Genomic DNA, 16,356 nt, shown 5'->3' with positions numbered 1-16,356 from the left:
AAAAGCGTCTGTATTTCAAGGGTTTTCTTGTAATAATTAGTAAAAAATCTTAAGAAACTATTAAGGGGGTTGCATATACGAACAAAAGTTCGTATACTGAACTTATACAAACATACGTTCGGGGGAAATGAACATGGAACTTAAAACTAATAATCTATCAGCTTTGAAAGAAACTATTACTAACGAAACAATGAACTTACTATACTCAACTTTCGACCTAAACTTTGGACATAATGAAAATGTCAACACTAAGCAAATGCCTCTTGCACAGTTAAAAGAATTTACAACACAAAGTTATCAATCAAAATATGATGTAGAAATAACTTTTACTAACAATATTGCCCTTACCGGTCAATTAGTATCAAAAAAAGATGAAAATACTTTCATCTTTAATACTAACGGTAATATATTTAGAATTTTAAAACTTGATGATATTAAATATATCAAATTAGCTAATTAATTTTTTTTGCTCATTATTTGCTAATTTCAATAATTCCTCAGCATTATTTTTAGCCAGTTCAGTAACCTTCGTTCCTGACAACATTTGCGCGATAATATCAATTCTTTCAATATCATTCAAATTAGAAACAGCAGTTGAAGTCGTATCTTCAGTTGCTGCTTTTTTTATGTACAATTGTGTATTACTCATAGCTGCAACTTGAGGCAAATGCGTGATACAAAGAACTTGAATATTTTGTGCAATTAAAAAAATCTTATTAGCAATAGCTTGAGCTACACGCCCACTAACTCCCGTATCGATTTCATCAAAAACAACTGTCGATATATTCATGTTTTTTGACATAATAACTTCAAGCGCCAGCATGATTCTCGACAATTCACCACCTGAAGCTATCTTGACTAATGGCTTAAAGTCCTCACCCGGATTGGTTTTTAATTCAAAAGTGACAACATCACTACCTGTTTCTATAAAGTCAGCAATTAAATCAATTTTAACCTGGAATTCAGCTTTATCCATATATAAATCATTTAACTGCTCTTTAATTTGTTTAGATAATCGAGTAGCCGTTTGTACACGGATACTATGAATCTCATGAGCAAGTTCTTTCAGTTTTCCGGTTAATTGCTCAATATCTTCCATAAGCTTGTCTGGTTTTGAATCAGCATCTGTAATATCAAGTAATTCCTGTTTAGCATTTTCTCCAAAAGAAATAACATCATTGACTGTTGGCCCATATTTTTTTTCAAGATTTTGAATAAGTAATAATCGTTTTTGAATTTCATCCAAAGTTTCAGGACTATAATCCAATCCATCAACTATTGTTTGAATAGTACTCATAGCATCTTGTAGCTGGTAATATGCTCCTGTTACAGTTTTACTTACATCATCAACTTCCAAATTGTATTCAGCAACTGTGTTTAATTCTTCCATTACACCACCTGTTGCATCAACAATACTTCCCGATAATTGGCTATAACTATCGTTTAGAGCATTTGATATTTTATCAAAATTAGATAATTGATCTCGCTGTTCAACCAATTCATCTTCTTCATTTGCTTGAAGTTTTGCTTCATCAATTTCTGCAATCTGAAATTCAAGCATATCTTTTCGTTGGGCTAATTCTTGAGAATTCTTTTGAATATTATAAAGCTTCTGTTTCAACTTTTTATAGTCATTAAAAAGCTCTACATATTGAGTTTTTTTTGTTATCAGGTTTGAATCCGCAAAACCATCGAGCATTCCCAGATGATTATCTTCATTTAAGATAGCCTGACTCTGATTTTGTCCATGTATATTAACTAAGGTATGTCCTATTTCAGCTAATATAGAAAGACTGATTAATTCGCCATTAGCCCGACAAACATTTCGTCCATTAATTGAAAACTCACGTTTCAAAACTAACATAGAATCAGAATATTCAATACCTTGTTCGTCTAAAATTTCTTTTGTATTAGAGTTCTTAGAAATATCAAATAAACCTTGAATTACCGCTTTTTGTGCACCAGTTTTAATGAATTCTATAGAACCACGACCACCAGTCAATAATCCCAAAGCATCAATTATGATAGATTTACCTGCACCAGTTTCACCAGTCATAGCAGTCATCTTATCTTCAAATTGAATATTAACTTCATTAATAATCGCAAAGTCTTTGATTAATAATTCTTTTAACATATTCAAACTCCTACTTATTTAATTCGGCATAAGCTTGATCAAGTGTCTTTTCAACTGAAACAGTTTCCATAATCTTATTTTGATCACCAATATCAGGTTTTTTAATATGAATTAGGAATTCAATGTTTCCTTCGCCACCTTTAATTGGTGAATAGTCCAGCCCCAAAATATCAAATCCTGTTTCAAATGCAAAATCTATAATCTTGTTAATTACCATTTCATGAGTTGAACGTTCTTTAACAATTCCTTTTTTACCAACATTCTCACGTCCAGCTTCGAATTGTGGCTTAATCAAAGCTACTGCCTCAGAACCTGGAACAATGATATCAAACATTGGTGGCAAAATTAACTCCAATGAAATAAACGAAACGTCCGTCATTGCAAATTCTGGTAAACCTTGTTTGAAATCTTCCGGTTTACTATATCTGAAATTAACCTTCTCCATAACAACAACACGCTCATCATTACGTAATTTCCATGCCAATTGATTGGTTCCAACGTCTAAAGCATATACTTGTTTAGCTTTATTTTGTAAAGCCACATCAGTAAAACCACCAGTTGATGAACCAATATCAAGACAGATCTTATCAGTTAAATCTATATTAAATGAATTTACCGCTTTTTCTAATTTAAAGGCACCTCGGCCAACGTACTTCATTTGGTTGCCGCTAAGATGCAAAATACTATCTGCGTCAATTTTTTCTCCGGGTTTGTCTAGTCGCAAGTTATCTTGATTATAGACTTCACCCGCCATTACAGCACGTTTAGCCTGCTCTCTTGAATCAAATAATTCTTGCTGGACTAATAAAACATCAATTCTCTCTTTTGCCAAGTTATTCACCTAAGTTAAAATAATTTAAAAAATCTTCTAATAATGTCGTATCTACTGCTAATTGATTTAAGTCTTGCTTAGCAGATTGTTGCAATTCTTGTAAATATTGAATAGATTGATCTAGCCCCATGATTGCAGGGAATGTATTTTTGCCTTCTAACTCATCTTTTTGGGTTTGTTTACCCATCTTTTCGCTATCGGATATAACATCTAATATATCATCCTTAATTTGAAAAGCTAATCCAATTTTTTTGGCAAAGTTAATTAGAGATTCTTTAGCTATCGAAGAGCTATTTCCAATTTCTAATGCCATTTCAACAGATGCTAACAATAAATCACCTGTTTTTTGATTATGTAAATTGATTAATTCATCAAGATTTAATTGCCGATTCTCATTTGTTATATCTAACCATTGCCCTGAAATCATGCCCTTAGGACCTGATTGTTTACTTAAAATTCGAACTAGGTCAACTTTTTGTTGTGGAGAAATACTATTATCAGTGGCAATTATTTCAAATGACATTGTCAATAATGCGTCTCCAGCTAAAACAGCTTGTCCGACGCCAAAAACCTTATGATTAGTTGGTTTCCCACGTCGTAAATCATCATTATCCATTTCAGGTAAATCATCATGAATTAGTGAATAAGTATGAATCATCTCAAGACTACTAGAAAGATTATAATAATTAGCAAGATTGCCAATCCCTAAAGTTTTTAAAACAGCTAAGAACAATACTGGACGAATTCGCTTGCCACCAGCAGTCAAAGAGTAATTCATTGATTCCGATAGTTCGTGATTTTCTATATTTTTTTCAATATTAATTTTTGCTACATCTATTATTTTCTGCGCATGTTCTTCTTGAAACTTAGTAAATGTATCCAAACTGTTACTCCGCATCTGTTATAGTGTCATCAATGTTTCTTTCAGTATTATCGTCAGTCATGACTTTTGTTAATGTTTTTTCTGCAGTTTTTAGTGTCTTCTCTAAAGAATTACTTAACTCTATACCCGTCTGAAATTTTTTCATTGCTTCTTCTAAAGGAACATCTCCTTGTTCTAATTCAGCAACAATTGTTTCTAATTTTTTCATGTTATCTTCAAATTTTTTCTCTGTCATAGTTATTTCACCTCATCAACGATAGCACTAATTTCACCATCAGATACCTTTATTTCAATTTTATCATTTATTTCAAAGTCTTTTGTTTGATTTAATATTTTGTCATCTTTAGTAACAACAGAATAACCTCGACTCAATGTTTTTAACGGGCTCAAACTGTCCAACTTATCTAACTGATTCTTAAATTCATTACGGTTTTGAACATAAATATTATTAGTATTAGTGTTCAATTTTTCATTTAATAGCTTCAAATTACTCATTTGATGCTGAATTAGTGATTGTGGATTATTATTAATCAATTGTTGCGTATTCAATTGTAGTGTATTACTGATACTACGCAAATTAGTTCTAATATTATTAAATAACATCAATTTAAGTTGATCTAATTTTTGAACATAGACATCATATATTCTTTCTGGGTGTTGCATGATTGGTCGACTTTTTATCTTATTTAATTCATCAATTGCTGTATTAATTCTACGATTTTGTGATGCAGCAATTCTACTCTTATAATCGTTAATTGTAAGAACTAGTTGCGTTAAATCAGGCGTAGCAAGTTCGGCAGCTGCAGTAGGTGTTGCCGCACGAACGTCCGCCACAAGATCAGCAATCGTTGTATCCGTTTCATGACCAACCGATGAAATAACAGGTATATTGCTATCAATTATTGCTCTTGCTACACGTTCTTCGTTAAAGGGCCAAAGATCTTCAATCGATCCACCACCTCGACCAATAATTAGAGTATCAAAATCTCCATGATCATTAACTCGTTTAATTTGGCGAACAATATCATCTGCTGCTTTGTCTCCTTGAACAACCGCTGGATAAAGTACTAGTTGAGCTATTGGATAACGTCTAGAAACAGTCGTAATAATATCTCGAATAACGGCACCTGACTCACTAGTAATTATTGCGATTTTTCTTGGAAATTTGGTTATTTCTTTTTTAGGTAAATCAAATGCGCCTTCTACTTGTAATTTTTGCTTTAATTGTTCGTATGCTTGATACAAAGCACCAACACCATCTGGCTCCATACTATCAATATATATTTGGTATGTTCCACTAGGTTCATAAACAGAAATTCGACCAGTTATCAGGACTTTCATTCCTTCTTCTGGTTGGAATTTTAATCTTGAGAATGCATTTTTAAACATGATAGCCGAAATTTTAGCTTTATCATCTTTTAAAGAAAAATACTGATGAGCATTAGGTCTCATTCGAAAATTAGAAATTTCTCCTACTAAATAGACCCTTCCTAAATAAGGATCCACTTCAAACTTACGTTTTATATATTGACTTAAAGCTGTAACTGATAAATATTTATCTCTTTGCATTTGCCCTCTTCTTAGCAATTTCGATTGTTTGATACATTAACCCCGTTATTGTCATAGGTCCGACACCACCAGGAACTGGAGTAATAAGTGATGCTTGTTTGATGGCTGAATCAAAATCAACATCTCCACTTAACTTACCATCAACTCGATTCATTCCAACATCAATAACGACAGCACCAGATTTAATATAATCTGAAGTTATAAATTCACTCTTACCAATAGCTACAATTAAAATATCCGCTTGTTTAGTAACTTCAGATAAGTTCTTAGTATGAGAATGAGTAACTGTCACTGTAGCGTTAGCATTCAACATTAAAGCCGCTACAGGGCGTCCAACAATATTACTTCGCCCTACTATAACAACGTTTTTACCATCAAGTTCAACGTTATATTTCTCAAGTAACAACATTATTCCCTTAGCTGTTGCTGGAACTTGTTTTGGATCATTCATAAATAATTTTCCAACATTATATGGAGCAAAGCCATCAACATCTTTATCGGCATTTACGGCATTTACAATTTTTTCTTCAGAGATATGTTCTGGTAATGGTAATTGAACAATGAATCCATCAATATCATCACGTTGATTGAGTTTATTTACTTCATTCAACAATTCATCTTCACTAATAGATTCTGGGAGCTTTATTTCTTCAAAATTAAATCCTAATTTTTCAGCTCGACGTTTTTTGTTTCGAACATAAATTTCACTGGCACTATTATTACCAACCATAATAACCGCTAGTCCTGGTGTGACATTATCTTGTTTTAAACTAGCAATAGTTTGTACCATTTCTTCATCATATTGAATTGCTGTGTTTTTTCCGTCTAATATCTTATCCATGAAATCCTCCTAAAAATATAAAACGCCGGTTAAAATTAACCAGCGTTTTTGTCATCTATAAAGTTTGAGAGTACGGCATTAATAAAACTAGCATCATCAGGATCACTATACTGATGAGCTAATTCAATTGCTTCATTAATAGCAACTTTTTGAGGCACTTCATTACTATATAAAATTTCAAATAAACCAAGTCTAAGAATTACTAAACTCATCTTTGGTAATCGATCAATTGTCCATTTCTTACCTAGTTTAGGAGCAATTTTTTCATCTAGTCCTTTTTGACTTTGGTTAACGCCATTTACCAAAAATTCTAAATATTCTGGAATAGCTTCAGTCAACTCATCAGTTTTTAATTTGTATTCTAAAACATTTTGTATGGATTCTTGTTCTGACAAATCATTATTTGAACCCATTGAATATAATGTTTGTAATGCTAATTCTCTAATCTCATGACGAGTAACTTCCACAATTAACTTCCTTTTTATTCAGATATTTTGATTCCTTCGATGTTACCATCGGCTTTTTTCGCAACTAATCCTACTACATGTACATTTATATCTTTTAGTTTTAGATCTGTCATGAAAACTAGTTGTTCTTTAAGAGCTTTTTGCAATTTCAAAGATACTTTTGGTACAGATATACCATAATCAAAATAGGCATAAACGTCCGCAATTAATCCATCATCTTTTTGTTCGATTGTAACGCCCTTACCGTGATTCTCTAATCCAAATAAAGAATTCAATGTACTTGATAATGAATCGCGCATATCATAAACACCATCAACTTCTCGAGCAGCAATTCCCAAGATTATTTCAAGAACTCTTGGGGAAATTTCTACTGTTCCGTTAACAGAACTATTCTCTTGTTGAATTAAAATATTTTTTGAATCTGGCATAGTGTTTCTCCTCTTTGAAAGTGGATAAATTAAGCTCTAGAAATGTATGAACCGTCTTGTGTATTAACAGTAAGTACATCTCCGGCATTAATAAAGAATGGAACTTGTACAACAAGTCCAGTTGTCATTGTTGCTGGTTTTGAACCACCTGATTGAGTATTACCTTTAATTGTAGCTTCTGTTTCAGAAACTTCTAGGTTAACTGTATTAGGTAATTCAACACCAAGAGTTTCCCCTTCGTGCATAACAATATTTACCATCATGTTTTCTTGTAAATATTTAAGTTCTTCTTTGATTTGTGGAGCAGCAATTTCTAATTGTTCATAGGTTTCTGAATCCATGAATACATGATTATCACCATTAGCATATAGATATTGCATTTTCTTTGTATCTATTTGTGCCTTTTCAACTTTTGCAGTTGATCTAAATGTTTGTTCTTGTTGAGCACCTGTTCTAAGGTTCTTCAGTTTTGAACGAACAAATGCACCACCTTTACCAGGCTTAACATGTTGGAATTCAACAACACGCCATAAATCTCCATCTAGATCAATTGTTAGCCCATTCTTAAAGTCATTTACAGAAATTGACATATGTTATTTCTCCTCGTTATTTATCTTATTAATAATATCAATTATGAGTACATTAAATCAAGCTATATTCAGTCTTTGTTACTAAATTGTCAAAGTTTTTTTAAGCAGAAAAAAAGCTCTCTAAATGAGAGCTTTCTTTGTATTAATATACTGAAACTTTTTTGCGGTCTTTACCAAGACGTTCGAACTTAACTACGCCTTCTTTAAGAGCAAACAATGTGTCATCTCCACCGATACCAACATTTGTACCTGGGTGAATTTTTGTTCCACGTTGTCTATAAATGATTGAACCAGCGTTTGCACGTTGACCATCAGCGATTTTAGCACCTAGTCTACGACCAGCTGAATCACGACCATTTGATGTTGAACCTCCACCTTTATGGTGAGAGAAGAATTGTAAGTCTAATTTTAACATAATATATTTTCCTCCGTTAATCAGCGTATCCTGCAAATGCAGAATATTCTTTAACTATATCTTTATACGAATTATATAGGTGGTTTAAGAGTAATTCAACGTCATGATTTTGTTCTGGAGTATTATCATATTTGACAGCAAATGTGATAAGTCCCCCTTCTTCTTCATCAATTTCAACGTCGCCCTTAACACCGGCAAGTATTTCTATACTGTTAATAGCTTCAATCACCGACACTGACACGGCAGCACAGACAATATCTTGTCCATGTTCGTCGTAATCAGCATGGCCTGTAATTACAAAATTTGTAATTCGGTTTGAACTATCTTTAATAAAACTTGCTTTAATCATTATTAAGCGTTTTTGATGCTATCAATCATAACTCTTGTGTATGGTTGACGGTGACCAGTTTTTGTATGTGAATGTTTCTTAGGTTTGTATTTGTAAGTAACAACTTTACGTTCTTTACCTTGTTTTTCAACCTTACCAGAAACAGTTGCACCTTTAACAAATGGTGCACCAATTGAAGATTTAGTACCATCAACGACCATGATAACTTCGTCAAAAGTAACTTTCTTTCCTTCTTCAACGTCAAGCTTTTCAACATATATAGCTTCTTTTTCTTGAACCTTATATTGTTTTCCGCCAGTTTTAATAATTGCGTACATATACATGTACCTCCTTCTAAGACTCGCCATTTATGGGTGACTAAGCTTTAAGACCCAAATTGTGCGGTTGTAGATTACAACTAGATAAATTTACCAAATAATTCGCCATTAGTCAATAGTACGGCTATATTTATCATTTATTTTTCAAATCTTCAATACTATTAATATTAGTCATATATTCAGGAACAGCTAACCCAACACGTGCACCTTTTAAGTTAACACCTAAATCATCATACTTACCTTTGAAATCTTTATAAAATACACCTGAAGTTTTAGGCAACCATGCACAAACCTGTGCGTCAGCCGCTTTAGTTGCTATTGAAGACCACATTGGTTGAATTTCCATGGCTTGAATTGTTACATCATAACCAATTGATTTCAACACTTGAGCCACGACATTTGTAGAGGCAATTTCTGAGTCCCAAGCAACATAAGTTAACTTGATTTCACGGTTTTTAACTTTTTTAACGCCATCTGTCCAAGTATCCACTTGACTTTGATTTTTTTTAATCCAGTCATTAGCAGCTTTTTCAGGATCCTCACCATTATTAACTTTCAACATAACATTAGACATTTGTTCTTTAGTCCAGTTAAAACGATCTAAAACTTCATAAGCACTAGGTTCATCTTCTTTCAAACCTTTACGAGCAATTGTATGAATGTTTTCAGCTTCCCCATAAACATTTTTAGGGTCTTTTAAGAATTTAATCTTATATTTAGTGAACATCCAGTGTGGTTGCCATCCAGTAATAACTATTGGGCGTTCATCTTTCAATGCCTTATCTAAAGTACTTGTCATAGCAGCTGTTGAACTGGTTTGTAATTGCCAATTTTTATCATCTAGACCATAACTAGTAATAGCTTTTTGAGTCGATGACATAATTCCTGCACCAGCATCAATACCGGTAATTGTGTAGTTAATCTGAGATCCGACAGTTTTTTTATCATCATATTTAGGTTGAGAAGCAGAACATGAAGCTAATAATATTGTTACAAATAATAAGGAAACAAGTGAAATAGTTTTTTTCTTCATAATTTCTCCTCCTTATTTTTGTTTTTCTCTCGTTAGTGCTTGTGTTAAACGATCTAAAATAATTGCTAGAATAACGATTGCTAATCCAGCAGCAAATCCGTTACCAGCATCATTTCTACCTACTGCAAAGTAAACACGAGTTCCTAATCCCATAGCACCAATCATTGATGCAATTACAACCATTGAAAGTGAAAGCATCATACTTTGATTGATACCAGCCATCATTGTTGACTTAGCTAATGGAAGTTGAACTTTTATTAATTTTTGCCATTCAGTTGATCCATATGATTCTGAAGCTTCAATTAATTCAGTTGGAACTTGTCTTATTCCTAAGTTAGTCATTCTAACTGTTGGAGGCATTGCAAAAATAACTGATGCAAATACCCCTGGCATCATTCCGATACCAAAAAAGGCAACAGCTGGAATTAGATAAACAAAGGCCGGCATTGTTTGCATAAAGTCCAATATAGGCTTCAAAATAACTTCTGCTGTATTACTTTTACCCATTAAAATTCCTAATGGAATTCCAATTATTAATGAAATTAAAGTTGCAGTTAAAACTAACGTTAAAGTTTGTGTCATATCTCGCCAAAAACCAAGATTAATAATCAACATTAATCCCAATAATTCAAATATCAAAAGACCATATTTTTGCTTACCTTTATTGGCATAATAGGTTAATCCTAAAATGATTAAGATAAATAACCAAGCAGGTAATAAGTCAAATACCCATTGAAAACCATTAATAATACCATTAATAAAATTAGAAATGACATTAAAAAATCCTGTAAATTTTGTCAGTTCATCAACCAATGAATCAATCCATTGCGCTAATGGTATTTTTTGAATTGCTAATAAATTATTCAAATTCACTTACCTCGTTTCCAGTTAAAGCTCCTAATACGGCACCACGGATGATTATTCCTATTAATCTATCTGAATCATCAATAACAGCGAATGGAATTGGTGTTTGAGAGATTTCTTCCATTAATTCAGCCAGTGGCTTATCAGGTGTTGTTGTTGGTAGATTAGATTTATTAATAATGGATTCTAAATCACGACTACCTTCTTTTACTAAGTTTGCGACGTCCATTACATCCAAAGTTCCTACTAATTTACGACGATTATCAACGACATAAACCATAGATACTTTTTCTTCACGCATACGTTTCAAGGCCAAACGAGGTCCGTCTTTTTGAATATTAATTGTTGCTGGACGAATCATTACATTCTCAGCAGTTAAAATCTTACTACGGTCAACATTCTCAATGAATTTTTCGACATACTCATCTTCAGGTTTTGTCAAAATATCTTCCGGTGTCCCGATTTGAATTATCTCACCGTCTTTCATAATCATGATATGATCACCAATTTTTAGTGCTTCATCTAAATCATGACTAATGAAAATAATTGTCTTGTTTAAACGTTCTTGAAGATCGAGTAATTGATCTTGCATATCAGAACGATTCAATGGGTCTAATGCTGAGAAAGCTTCATCCATCAACAATATTTCTGAATCATTTGCTAATGCTCGAGCTAATCCAACACGTTGTTGCATCCCACCAGATAGTTGAGTTGGATATTGATCATAATATCCTGCAAGTCCAACTTCATCTAACGCTTCTTTAGCTTTAACTTCTCTTTCAGATTTAGATATTCCTTGAATTTCTAATCCATACTCTGTATTTTCTAATACAGTTCGATTAGGGAATAAGCCAAAGTTTTGGAAAACCATACTCATTTTTTTACGACGAATATTTAGTAATCCTTTTTTATCGACCTTCATTAGATCTTCATTATCAATCCAGATATTTCCATCTGTTGGTTCAATTAAACGGTTAATCATCCTTACAAGAGTTGATTTACCAGATCCCGAAAGACCCATGATAACGAATATTTCACCAGATTGAATTTCGAAATTAGCTTGGTTAACTCCGACTGTAGCACCTACTTCTTTCAAAATTTCTGATTTAGATTTTCCTTTTTTCAATAATTCTTTAGCACGTCCAGCTCGACGGCCAAAAATCTTTGTTAGGTTCTCTACCTTAACTTTTGTTGGCATATATGCCTCCTTTATAAAACAAAAAAACTTTGATAAATATCAAAGTTTTCTATGTGATCATTTACTTATGTTAACAAAAAAAATAAATCACTTCAAATGCTTATACTTAAATGCTTATTTAATAAACTTCTCATAAGCTTCTTGATCTAAAACGTAGTCAATTTCACCAATGTACTCAACTACTTCTTGTTTGGGAGCAAATGGATGTTTAAATCTATAAAGTCCATCATCATTATCTAGTCCCCATACTCCACCCATATCATAACGTTCCTTGTTTGTTTCAGTTGCCCACTGAATCATTTCATGTTGTAAATAATATGGAATCATCAAACTATTTTGCACACGCATTGAACCACCATACATATGCCAAACTTTATCCCCGTAATTAAAAGCTATGGCCGATGCTTGTAGTTGACCTTCATATCTTGCAATGAAGATTTTCATCATATCTCTTCCACCAAATACTTCAACCATACGTTGGAAGTATTCAATCGGACGGTACGTAATACCATGAATATCACTCATGGTTTTGTAACATTCAAAGAAATCAGAAATATCATCTAAGCTATCTGATTGTGTAATTTCTACACCACTTTTCATTGACTTGCGAATTTTGGTCCTAGTTTTCCCAGTCATATTTGCCATAACTTCGTCAATATTTTTATCTTTCACATCGACGACAATATTATATAACGGTTGAATAGTATCATGAGCTTTAGTCATATTACGATTACGAGTAATATATCCATGTTCAATGAATTTAGTATCTAATTCTTCAGAGAACTTAATTTCTGGATCAAATCTAAGTAAGAAAACATTGTTTTTCTTTAATTCACTCAGTCCTTCTTGGACCAATGCATCTATTATATCTACATCACTAGGATCACAAACCGGCCCCTTAGAACAATAGGCAAATTTTTTACCATCTTCATTAGTCATCATAAGTACAGACATTCCTGCAATTATTTCATTATTTTCTTCTATATAGACGTATAATGGCTCCCAATTATTCTTAACATTTGCCCATGCAACGTCTTGAGTTACTGATGTAAAAGGGGCATTTTTCACAAAATTCTCATAACGTTCTAACTCTTCTTTATCTTCTATATTAACAACTGGCATACATCATTCTCCATTTGAATTATTAAAATCTATTTTTATAACTTGCGTAATATTTGTTAACGCGTCGATTTCTAGTAATTGAGCGATCTTTTTTATATCTCAACGTATCGCCGTACTTACCCTGCGCAACCAATTCTTCCATTTTTTGTTTAATCTCTGGATCACTAACATGCTTCAATGCATCGTCAACATTTACACCAACCCAAAGAAAATCAGTATCCGCATAAACTGTTTTTATATATGGCTCGTTGAAGATTAAATCCTCAACTGCATATTTAACTAAATTATAACCACTTGCAGTGGTGTAAAAAGAACTACGACCTTGACGAGGATTCAACTCAATTAATTTGTATTCTTGATCACGGTCATCAAATTTAAGATCAAAATTACCGTATCCTGAGTACTCTATTTCTTTAATAAAATTAGTTAACTTTTGTTCAATTTCAGGTACGTATTTAATCATTGTTGCAATATAATTACCTACTAAGAAATCCGATGGATCTTGCAGTAATTGTTGCCCCATTGTCATCATTCGTACATTATGATCGGCATCCGCATAAAAATTAATTGTATACATATGAGTATCATCACCCGGTATAAAATCTTGTAATAAGAATTTTCCAATATATCCGGCATCATATGTCTTTTTAATCATATTAATAATATCGTCTTTGTTTTCAAACTTATAAGCCTTACGTTGCCCTTCAAAATTCAAAGCTATTTGCTGTGCAGCATCAACGGGCTTCATCGCAACTGGAAACTTCAAGCTCAAGTTATTAACTTGTTGTTCATAATCATCAGCGCCAACTACTACAGTTTGTGGGTATGGCAAACCATATTCTTCACATAATGCGTAAAAACTATCTTTATAATAAACTTTGGAAAGGATACTTTGATTTGGGTAAGGAATAAGAAAATATTCGCTTAACTTTTTTTCATTCTTAATAACTAATTCTGTATATTCATCACCAGCACAAATTAATATTGGTTTTATATCCAAACTATTTGTAATGCTAGTAGATAATTCAATTAATGATTTTACAAAAACTTCATTGTCTTTTAAATTTGAAACAATAGTAACATCGCAAATCTTAGAATTTTTAGTCATTATTAATTCAGAAACACCAATGCAATGACTTTTAATACCGTATTCTTCATGAAATGAACGAGCCATTCCATAAACATTTATGTCAGTTCCAACTAAAACTGGAATAATTTGTTTGCCGTAATCCAAATTAATTCACTCCTTAAATTTTAATATTAATTATAACACATCAAATACTGTATATTTTTATCACTTAACTCAAAATTGCACTTTACAATTTAAAACAAAAAGTTTATATTAAATTCATGCCTAATGGAGAGTTGGCAGAGCGGTAATGTTGCAATACTACTTGTAGTTTGTGGGCGCGTAAGCGTGCGGGGGTTCAATTCCTTCACTCTCCTTAATAAGATCCTATCATCTTTCTTGTGTTAATTTTAACTCTTGAAGTTTGGTAGGATTTTTTTGTGCAAAAAAAATAGATAAAAAAAGACTTAGAATAATTGAATTATTCTAAGTCTTATATATATATGTCACAGATGAGATTCGAACTCATGACCTACGGTTTAGAAGACCGTTGCTCTATCCAGCTGAGCCACTGCGACATGTATACTTGATTAGTACTAAACCATTGTATTAATAATACTGTACTGTGTCAACGGTGAATCACAACTATTTTATGAATTTATTGATAATTTCCTCAATATTTTGTGAAAATTTATCATCTGAAATTTCTACCCAATTAACTTTCATTTGATTTCTAAAATAAGTTAACTGTCGTTTAGCAAAATGACGTGTATTTCTTTGAATCAACCGCTTAGCTTCAGTTAAATCATATTCTCCATCAAAATAACCAAATAGCTCTTTATACCCAATTCCAGTTTTTGCTTGAGGTACAGTTTCTTTAATTTCATATAATTGTCGAGCTTCTTCTTCAAGTCCCTCACTAAACATGTCTTCTACACGATTATTAATTCGTTCATAAATACTCTCGCGATTGTCAGTTAAACCAACAATTAAGAACTCATTTTTATCGTTAATACTATCTTCTTGATCAGAAATCTTATTTCCAGTTTGTTCAAAAACTTCAATAGCTCGAATAATTCGTCGCTTATTATTTGAATCAATTGTTTTAGCGGTTTCTGGATCAACTTCTTTTAATTTATTCATGAGCCATTCTAGACTGTACTGTTCTAATTTGAAACGGAGTTCTTGCGAACTTTCACCCTCACCACCGAGATTCATTCCTTGTACTAAAGCGTTCAAATAAAAGCCAGTTCCTCCAACAATTATTGGAATTTTACCGCTACTATTTATTTGTTCAATCAATTTTTCTGATTGTTCTTGGAAATCTTTAACCGTATATCGTTTCGTTACGTCAGTAATATCAATCAAATGATGTTTGACTAATTGTTGTTCATCAATAGTTACTTTAGCTGTACCGATATCTAGATTTCGATATACCTGCATTGAATCACCAGATATTATTTCACCGTTATACTTTTGGGCTAATTTGATACCTAAACTACTCTTTCCAATAGCAGTTGGGCCTAAAATAATAATTGCTTTATTTTTTTTCATTTCTTTACCATTTCCAAAATTTATATAAAATGTTAGAATTTGAATTAAATAACTAGGAGGTACTACTATGAGTAAAAACTCATTTGCTAAAGGATTTTTCGTAGGAGCATTCGCTGTTGCCGGTGTTGTTGCCGGAGCTGCTACTGCGTTTACAAAGGTTATCCTTGAACCTGAAGAAAAAGAAGAAGAAAGACTAGAAGAAAATCGTCTTCGCGCTAACAGAAAATCAATGCACTCACATTTAAGTTAATTATTATAAAAGACTTGGGATTTCCCAAGTCTTTTTATTTTACAATTTTGTAGTTTTTTTAGTCTTACCTTGCCAGTCACTGAATCCTTGATTTAACCAATATACATCAGTAAAACCATATTTTTTCAAGCGACCAGTGGATCTAATTGCTGCATTTACACTTCGATCATAAACATATACAGGTAAATCTTTTCTTAACTCGTTAGCATACATTTTCATTTGTGTATAAGGCAAGTTACGCGCACCTAAAATATGTTTTGCATCAAATTCAGATTTTTCACGTGTATCAATAATTTGTGCTTTACGCATAGTACTCTCAAAATCCTCTGGACTCATTGCACCATTTAATTGACGCCCACGTAGTCGATAATATACCCAAGTTCCACCAAAGTATAATAAGATTGCAACAAGGATAATATTAATTGTATATAGTATGCTCAT

The 16,356-nt window shown here is 32.5% G+C and carries 21 protein-coding genes, 2 tRNA genes and 1 other annotated feature; of the genes, 3 read left to right on the top strand and 20 right to left on the bottom strand.

Annotation, left to right across the window (positions count from 1 at the left end; translation table 11 throughout):
- The first annotated feature begins 133 nt into the window (after positions 1-133).
- Positions 134-460 (top strand): hypothetical protein, encoded by a 327-nt coding sequence (locus RD055328_RS02625; RefSeq protein WP_244087259.1) that lies wholly within the window; start codon positions 134-136, stop codon positions 458-460.
- Here RD055328_RS02625 and recN read toward each other — a convergent pair.
- The 17 genes from recN to RD055328_RS02540 form a co-directional block, all read right to left on the bottom strand.
- Positions 449-2,134, bottom strand: a complete 1,686-nt coding sequence (gene recN, locus RD055328_RS02620) for a DNA repair protein RecN (RefSeq protein ID WP_244087258.1) — start codon at positions 2,132-2,134, stop codon at positions 449-451. The genes RD055328_RS02625 and recN overlap by 12 nt on opposite strands.
- A gap of 10 nt (positions 2,135-2,144) precedes the next feature.
- Positions 2,145-2,975: a TlyA family RNA methyltransferase gene (locus tag RD055328_RS02615; RefSeq protein ID WP_244087257.1), complete on the bottom strand. Its 831-nt coding sequence runs from the start codon at positions 2,973-2,975 to the stop codon at positions 2,145-2,147.
- Complete coding sequence (locus RD055328_RS02610; protein ID WP_244087256.1) at positions 2,968-3,849, bottom strand: polyprenyl synthetase family protein; 882 nt, start codon at positions 3,847-3,849, stop codon at positions 2,968-2,970. The genes RD055328_RS02615 and RD055328_RS02610 overlap by 8 nt, the downstream gene beginning before the upstream one ends.
- A gap of 4 nt (positions 3,850-3,853) precedes the next feature.
- Entirely contained in the window at positions 3,854-4,084 is a 231-nt protein-coding gene (locus RD055328_RS02605; protein WP_244087255.1) for an exodeoxyribonuclease VII small subunit, read from the bottom strand.
- 2 nt (positions 4,085-4,086) lie between these two features.
- Positions 4,087-5,418: an exodeoxyribonuclease VII large subunit gene (xseA, locus tag RD055328_RS02600; RefSeq protein ID WP_244087254.1), complete on the bottom strand. Its 1,332-nt coding sequence runs from the start codon at positions 5,416-5,418 to the stop codon at positions 4,087-4,089.
- Positions 5,405-6,259, bottom strand: a complete 855-nt coding sequence (locus tag RD055328_RS02595) for a bifunctional 5,10-methylenetetrahydrofolate dehydrogenase/5,10-methenyltetrahydrofolate cyclohydrolase (RefSeq protein WP_244087253.1) — start codon at positions 6,257-6,259, stop codon at positions 5,405-5,407. The genes xseA and RD055328_RS02595 overlap by 14 nt, the downstream gene beginning before the upstream one ends.
- Before the next feature lie 35 nt (positions 6,260-6,294).
- Positions 6,295-6,726, bottom strand: a complete 432-nt coding sequence (gene nusB / locus RD055328_RS02590; protein ID WP_244087252.1) for a transcription antitermination factor NusB — start codon at positions 6,724-6,726, stop codon at positions 6,295-6,297.
- Between the two features lie 14 nt (positions 6,727-6,740).
- A complete protein-coding gene (locus RD055328_RS02585; RefSeq protein ID WP_244087251.1) occupies positions 6,741-7,154 on the bottom strand; it encodes an Asp23/Gls24 family envelope stress response protein in 414 nt (137 codons plus the stop codon).
- A gap of 29 nt (positions 7,155-7,183) precedes the next feature.
- Positions 7,184-7,744 (bottom strand): elongation factor P, encoded by a 561-nt coding sequence (efp, locus tag RD055328_RS02580; protein ID WP_244087250.1) that lies wholly within the window; start codon positions 7,742-7,744, stop codon positions 7,184-7,186.
- Between the two features lie 142 nt (positions 7,745-7,886).
- Positions 7,887-8,159 carry a 50S ribosomal protein L27 gene (rpmA, locus tag RD055328_RS02575; protein ID WP_244087249.1) on the bottom strand — a complete coding sequence of 91 codons (273 nt, stop codon included), beginning with the start codon at positions 8,157-8,159 and terminating at the stop codon, positions 7,887-7,889.
- 16 nt (positions 8,160-8,175) lie between these two features.
- A complete protein-coding gene (locus RD055328_RS02570; protein ID WP_244087248.1) occupies positions 8,176-8,508 on the bottom strand; it encodes a ribosomal-processing cysteine protease Prp in 333 nt (110 codons plus the stop codon).
- A gap of 2 nt (positions 8,509-8,510) precedes the next feature.
- A complete protein-coding gene (gene rplU, locus RD055328_RS02565; protein ID WP_244087247.1) occupies positions 8,511-8,825 on the bottom strand; it encodes a 50S ribosomal protein L21 in 315 nt (104 codons plus the stop codon).
- Positions 8,826-8,834: 9 nt separating this feature from the next.
- Positions 8,835-8,904, bottom strand: a sequence feature (ribosomal protein L21 leader region).
- 54 nt (positions 8,905-8,958) lie between these two features.
- Positions 8,959-9,858 (bottom strand): glycine betaine ABC transporter substrate-binding protein, encoded by a 900-nt coding sequence (locus RD055328_RS02560; protein ID WP_244087246.1) that lies wholly within the window; start codon positions 9,856-9,858, stop codon positions 8,959-8,961.
- 12 nt (positions 9,859-9,870) lie between these two features.
- Positions 9,871-10,725 (bottom strand): proline/glycine betaine ABC transporter permease, encoded by an 855-nt coding sequence (locus RD055328_RS02555; RefSeq protein ID WP_244087245.1) that lies wholly within the window; start codon positions 10,723-10,725, stop codon positions 9,871-9,873.
- The gene (locus tag RD055328_RS02550) at positions 10,718-11,920 is read right to left on the bottom strand and encodes a glycine betaine/L-proline ABC transporter ATP-binding protein (RefSeq protein ID WP_244087244.1); all 1,203 of its coding nucleotides are present in this window, start codon (positions 11,918-11,920) and stop codon (positions 10,718-10,720) included. Before RD055328_RS02550 ends, RD055328_RS02555 begins: the two co-directional genes overlap by 8 nt.
- Before the next feature lie 114 nt (positions 11,921-12,034).
- The gene (locus RD055328_RS02545; protein ID WP_244087243.1) at positions 12,035-13,042 is read right to left on the bottom strand and encodes a peptidoglycan bridge formation glycyltransferase FemA/FemB family protein; all 1,008 of its coding nucleotides are present in this window, start codon (positions 13,040-13,042) and stop codon (positions 12,035-12,037) included.
- Positions 13,043-13,064: 22 nt separating this feature from the next.
- Positions 13,065-14,276 carry a carboxylate--amine ligase gene (locus RD055328_RS02540; protein WP_244087242.1) on the bottom strand — a complete coding sequence of 404 codons (1,212 nt, stop codon included), beginning with the start codon at positions 14,274-14,276 and terminating at the stop codon, positions 13,065-13,067.
- A gap of 125 nt (positions 14,277-14,401) precedes the next feature.
- Between RD055328_RS02540 and RD055328_RS02535 the strand changes: the two genes are divergently transcribed.
- Positions 14,402-14,488 (top strand) — tRNA-Thr (locus RD055328_RS02535).
- Positions 14,489-14,615: 127 nt separating this feature from the next.
- Here the strand turns inward: RD055328_RS02535 and RD055328_RS02530 are convergent.
- Together RD055328_RS02530 and miaA are read right to left on the bottom strand one after the other, a co-directional pair.
- Positions 14,616-14,689 (bottom strand) — tRNA-Arg (locus tag RD055328_RS02530).
- Positions 14,690-14,756: 67 nt separating this feature from the next.
- Complete coding sequence (gene miaA / locus RD055328_RS02525; RefSeq protein WP_244087241.1) at positions 14,757-15,665, bottom strand: tRNA (adenosine(37)-N6)-dimethylallyltransferase MiaA; 909 nt, start codon at positions 15,663-15,665, stop codon at positions 14,757-14,759.
- Between the two features lie 67 nt (positions 15,666-15,732).
- On the opposite strand from miaA, the gene RD055328_RS02520 reads away from it, so the two are divergent.
- The gene (locus RD055328_RS02520) at positions 15,733-15,915 is read left to right on the top strand and encodes a DUF3042 family protein (protein WP_244087240.1); all 183 of its coding nucleotides are present in this window, start codon (positions 15,733-15,735) and stop codon (positions 15,913-15,915) included.
- 39 nt (positions 15,916-15,954) lie between these two features.
- On the opposite strand, the gene RD055328_RS02515 is transcribed toward RD055328_RS02520, so the two are convergent.
- Positions 15,955-16,356: a rhodanese-like domain-containing protein gene (locus tag RD055328_RS02515; RefSeq protein ID WP_244087239.1), complete on the bottom strand. Its 402-nt coding sequence runs from the start codon at positions 16,354-16,356 to the stop codon at positions 15,955-15,957.

Source organism: Companilactobacillus sp. RD055328 (assembly GCF_022835675.1).
Classification (GTDB): domain Bacteria; phylum Bacillota; class Bacilli; order Lactobacillales; family Lactobacillaceae; genus BQUT01.
The sequence above is the reverse complement of the archived record's forward strand: the minus strand, read 5'-3'. Positions and strand labels throughout refer to the sequence as shown.

Coding starts and splice junctions, on each gene's coding strand:
- RD055328_RS02625 (WP_244087259.1), top strand. CDS start 134: ATGGAACTTAAAACTAATAATCTATCAGCTTTGAAAGAAACTATTACT.
- recN (WP_244087258.1), bottom strand. CDS start 2,134: ATGTTAAAAGAATTATTAATCAAAGACTTTGCGATTATTAATGAAGTT.
- RD055328_RS02605 (WP_244087255.1), bottom strand. CDS start 4,084: ATGACAGAGAAAAAATTTGAAGATAACATGAAAAAATTAGAAACAATT.
- xseA (WP_244087254.1), bottom strand. CDS start 5,418: ATGCAAAGAGATAAATATTTATCAGTTACAGCTTTAAGTCAATATATA.
- RD055328_RS02595 (WP_244087253.1), bottom strand. CDS start 6,259: ATGGATAAGATATTAGACGGAAAAAACACAGCAATTCAATATGATGAA.
- RD055328_RS02585 (WP_244087251.1), bottom strand. CDS start 7,154: ATGCCAGATTCAAAAAATATTTTAATTCAACAAGAGAATAGTTCTGTT.
- efp (WP_244087250.1), bottom strand. CDS start 7,744: ATGTCAATTTCTGTAAATGACTTTAAGAATGGGCTAACAATTGATCTA.
- rpmA (WP_244087249.1), bottom strand. CDS start 8,159: ATGTTAAAATTAGACTTACAATTCTTCTCTCACCATAAAGGTGGAGGT.
- RD055328_RS02570 (WP_244087248.1), bottom strand. CDS start 8,508: ATGATTAAAGCAAGTTTTATTAAAGATAGTTCAAACCGAATTACAAAT.
- rplU (WP_244087247.1), bottom strand. CDS start 8,825: ATGTACGCAATTATTAAAACTGGCGGAAAACAATATAAGGTTCAAGAA.
- RD055328_RS02560 (WP_244087246.1), bottom strand. CDS start 9,858: ATGAAGAAAAAAACTATTTCACTTGTTTCCTTATTATTTGTAACAATA.
- RD055328_RS02550 (WP_244087244.1), bottom strand. CDS start 11,920: ATGCCAACAAAAGTTAAGGTAGAGAACCTAACAAAGATTTTTGGCCGT.
- RD055328_RS02545 (WP_244087243.1), bottom strand. CDS start 13,042: ATGCCAGTTGTTAATATAGAAGATAAAGAAGAGTTAGAACGTTATGAG.
- miaA (WP_244087241.1), bottom strand. CDS start 15,665: ATGAAAAAAAATAAAGCAATTATTATTTTAGGCCCAACTGCTATTGGA.
- RD055328_RS02520 (WP_244087240.1), top strand. CDS start 15,733: ATGAGTAAAAACTCATTTGCTAAAGGATTTTTCGTAGGAGCATTCGCT.
- RD055328_RS02515 (WP_244087239.1), bottom strand. CDS start 16,356: ATGAGCATACTATATACAATTAATATTATCCTTGTTGCAATCTTATTA.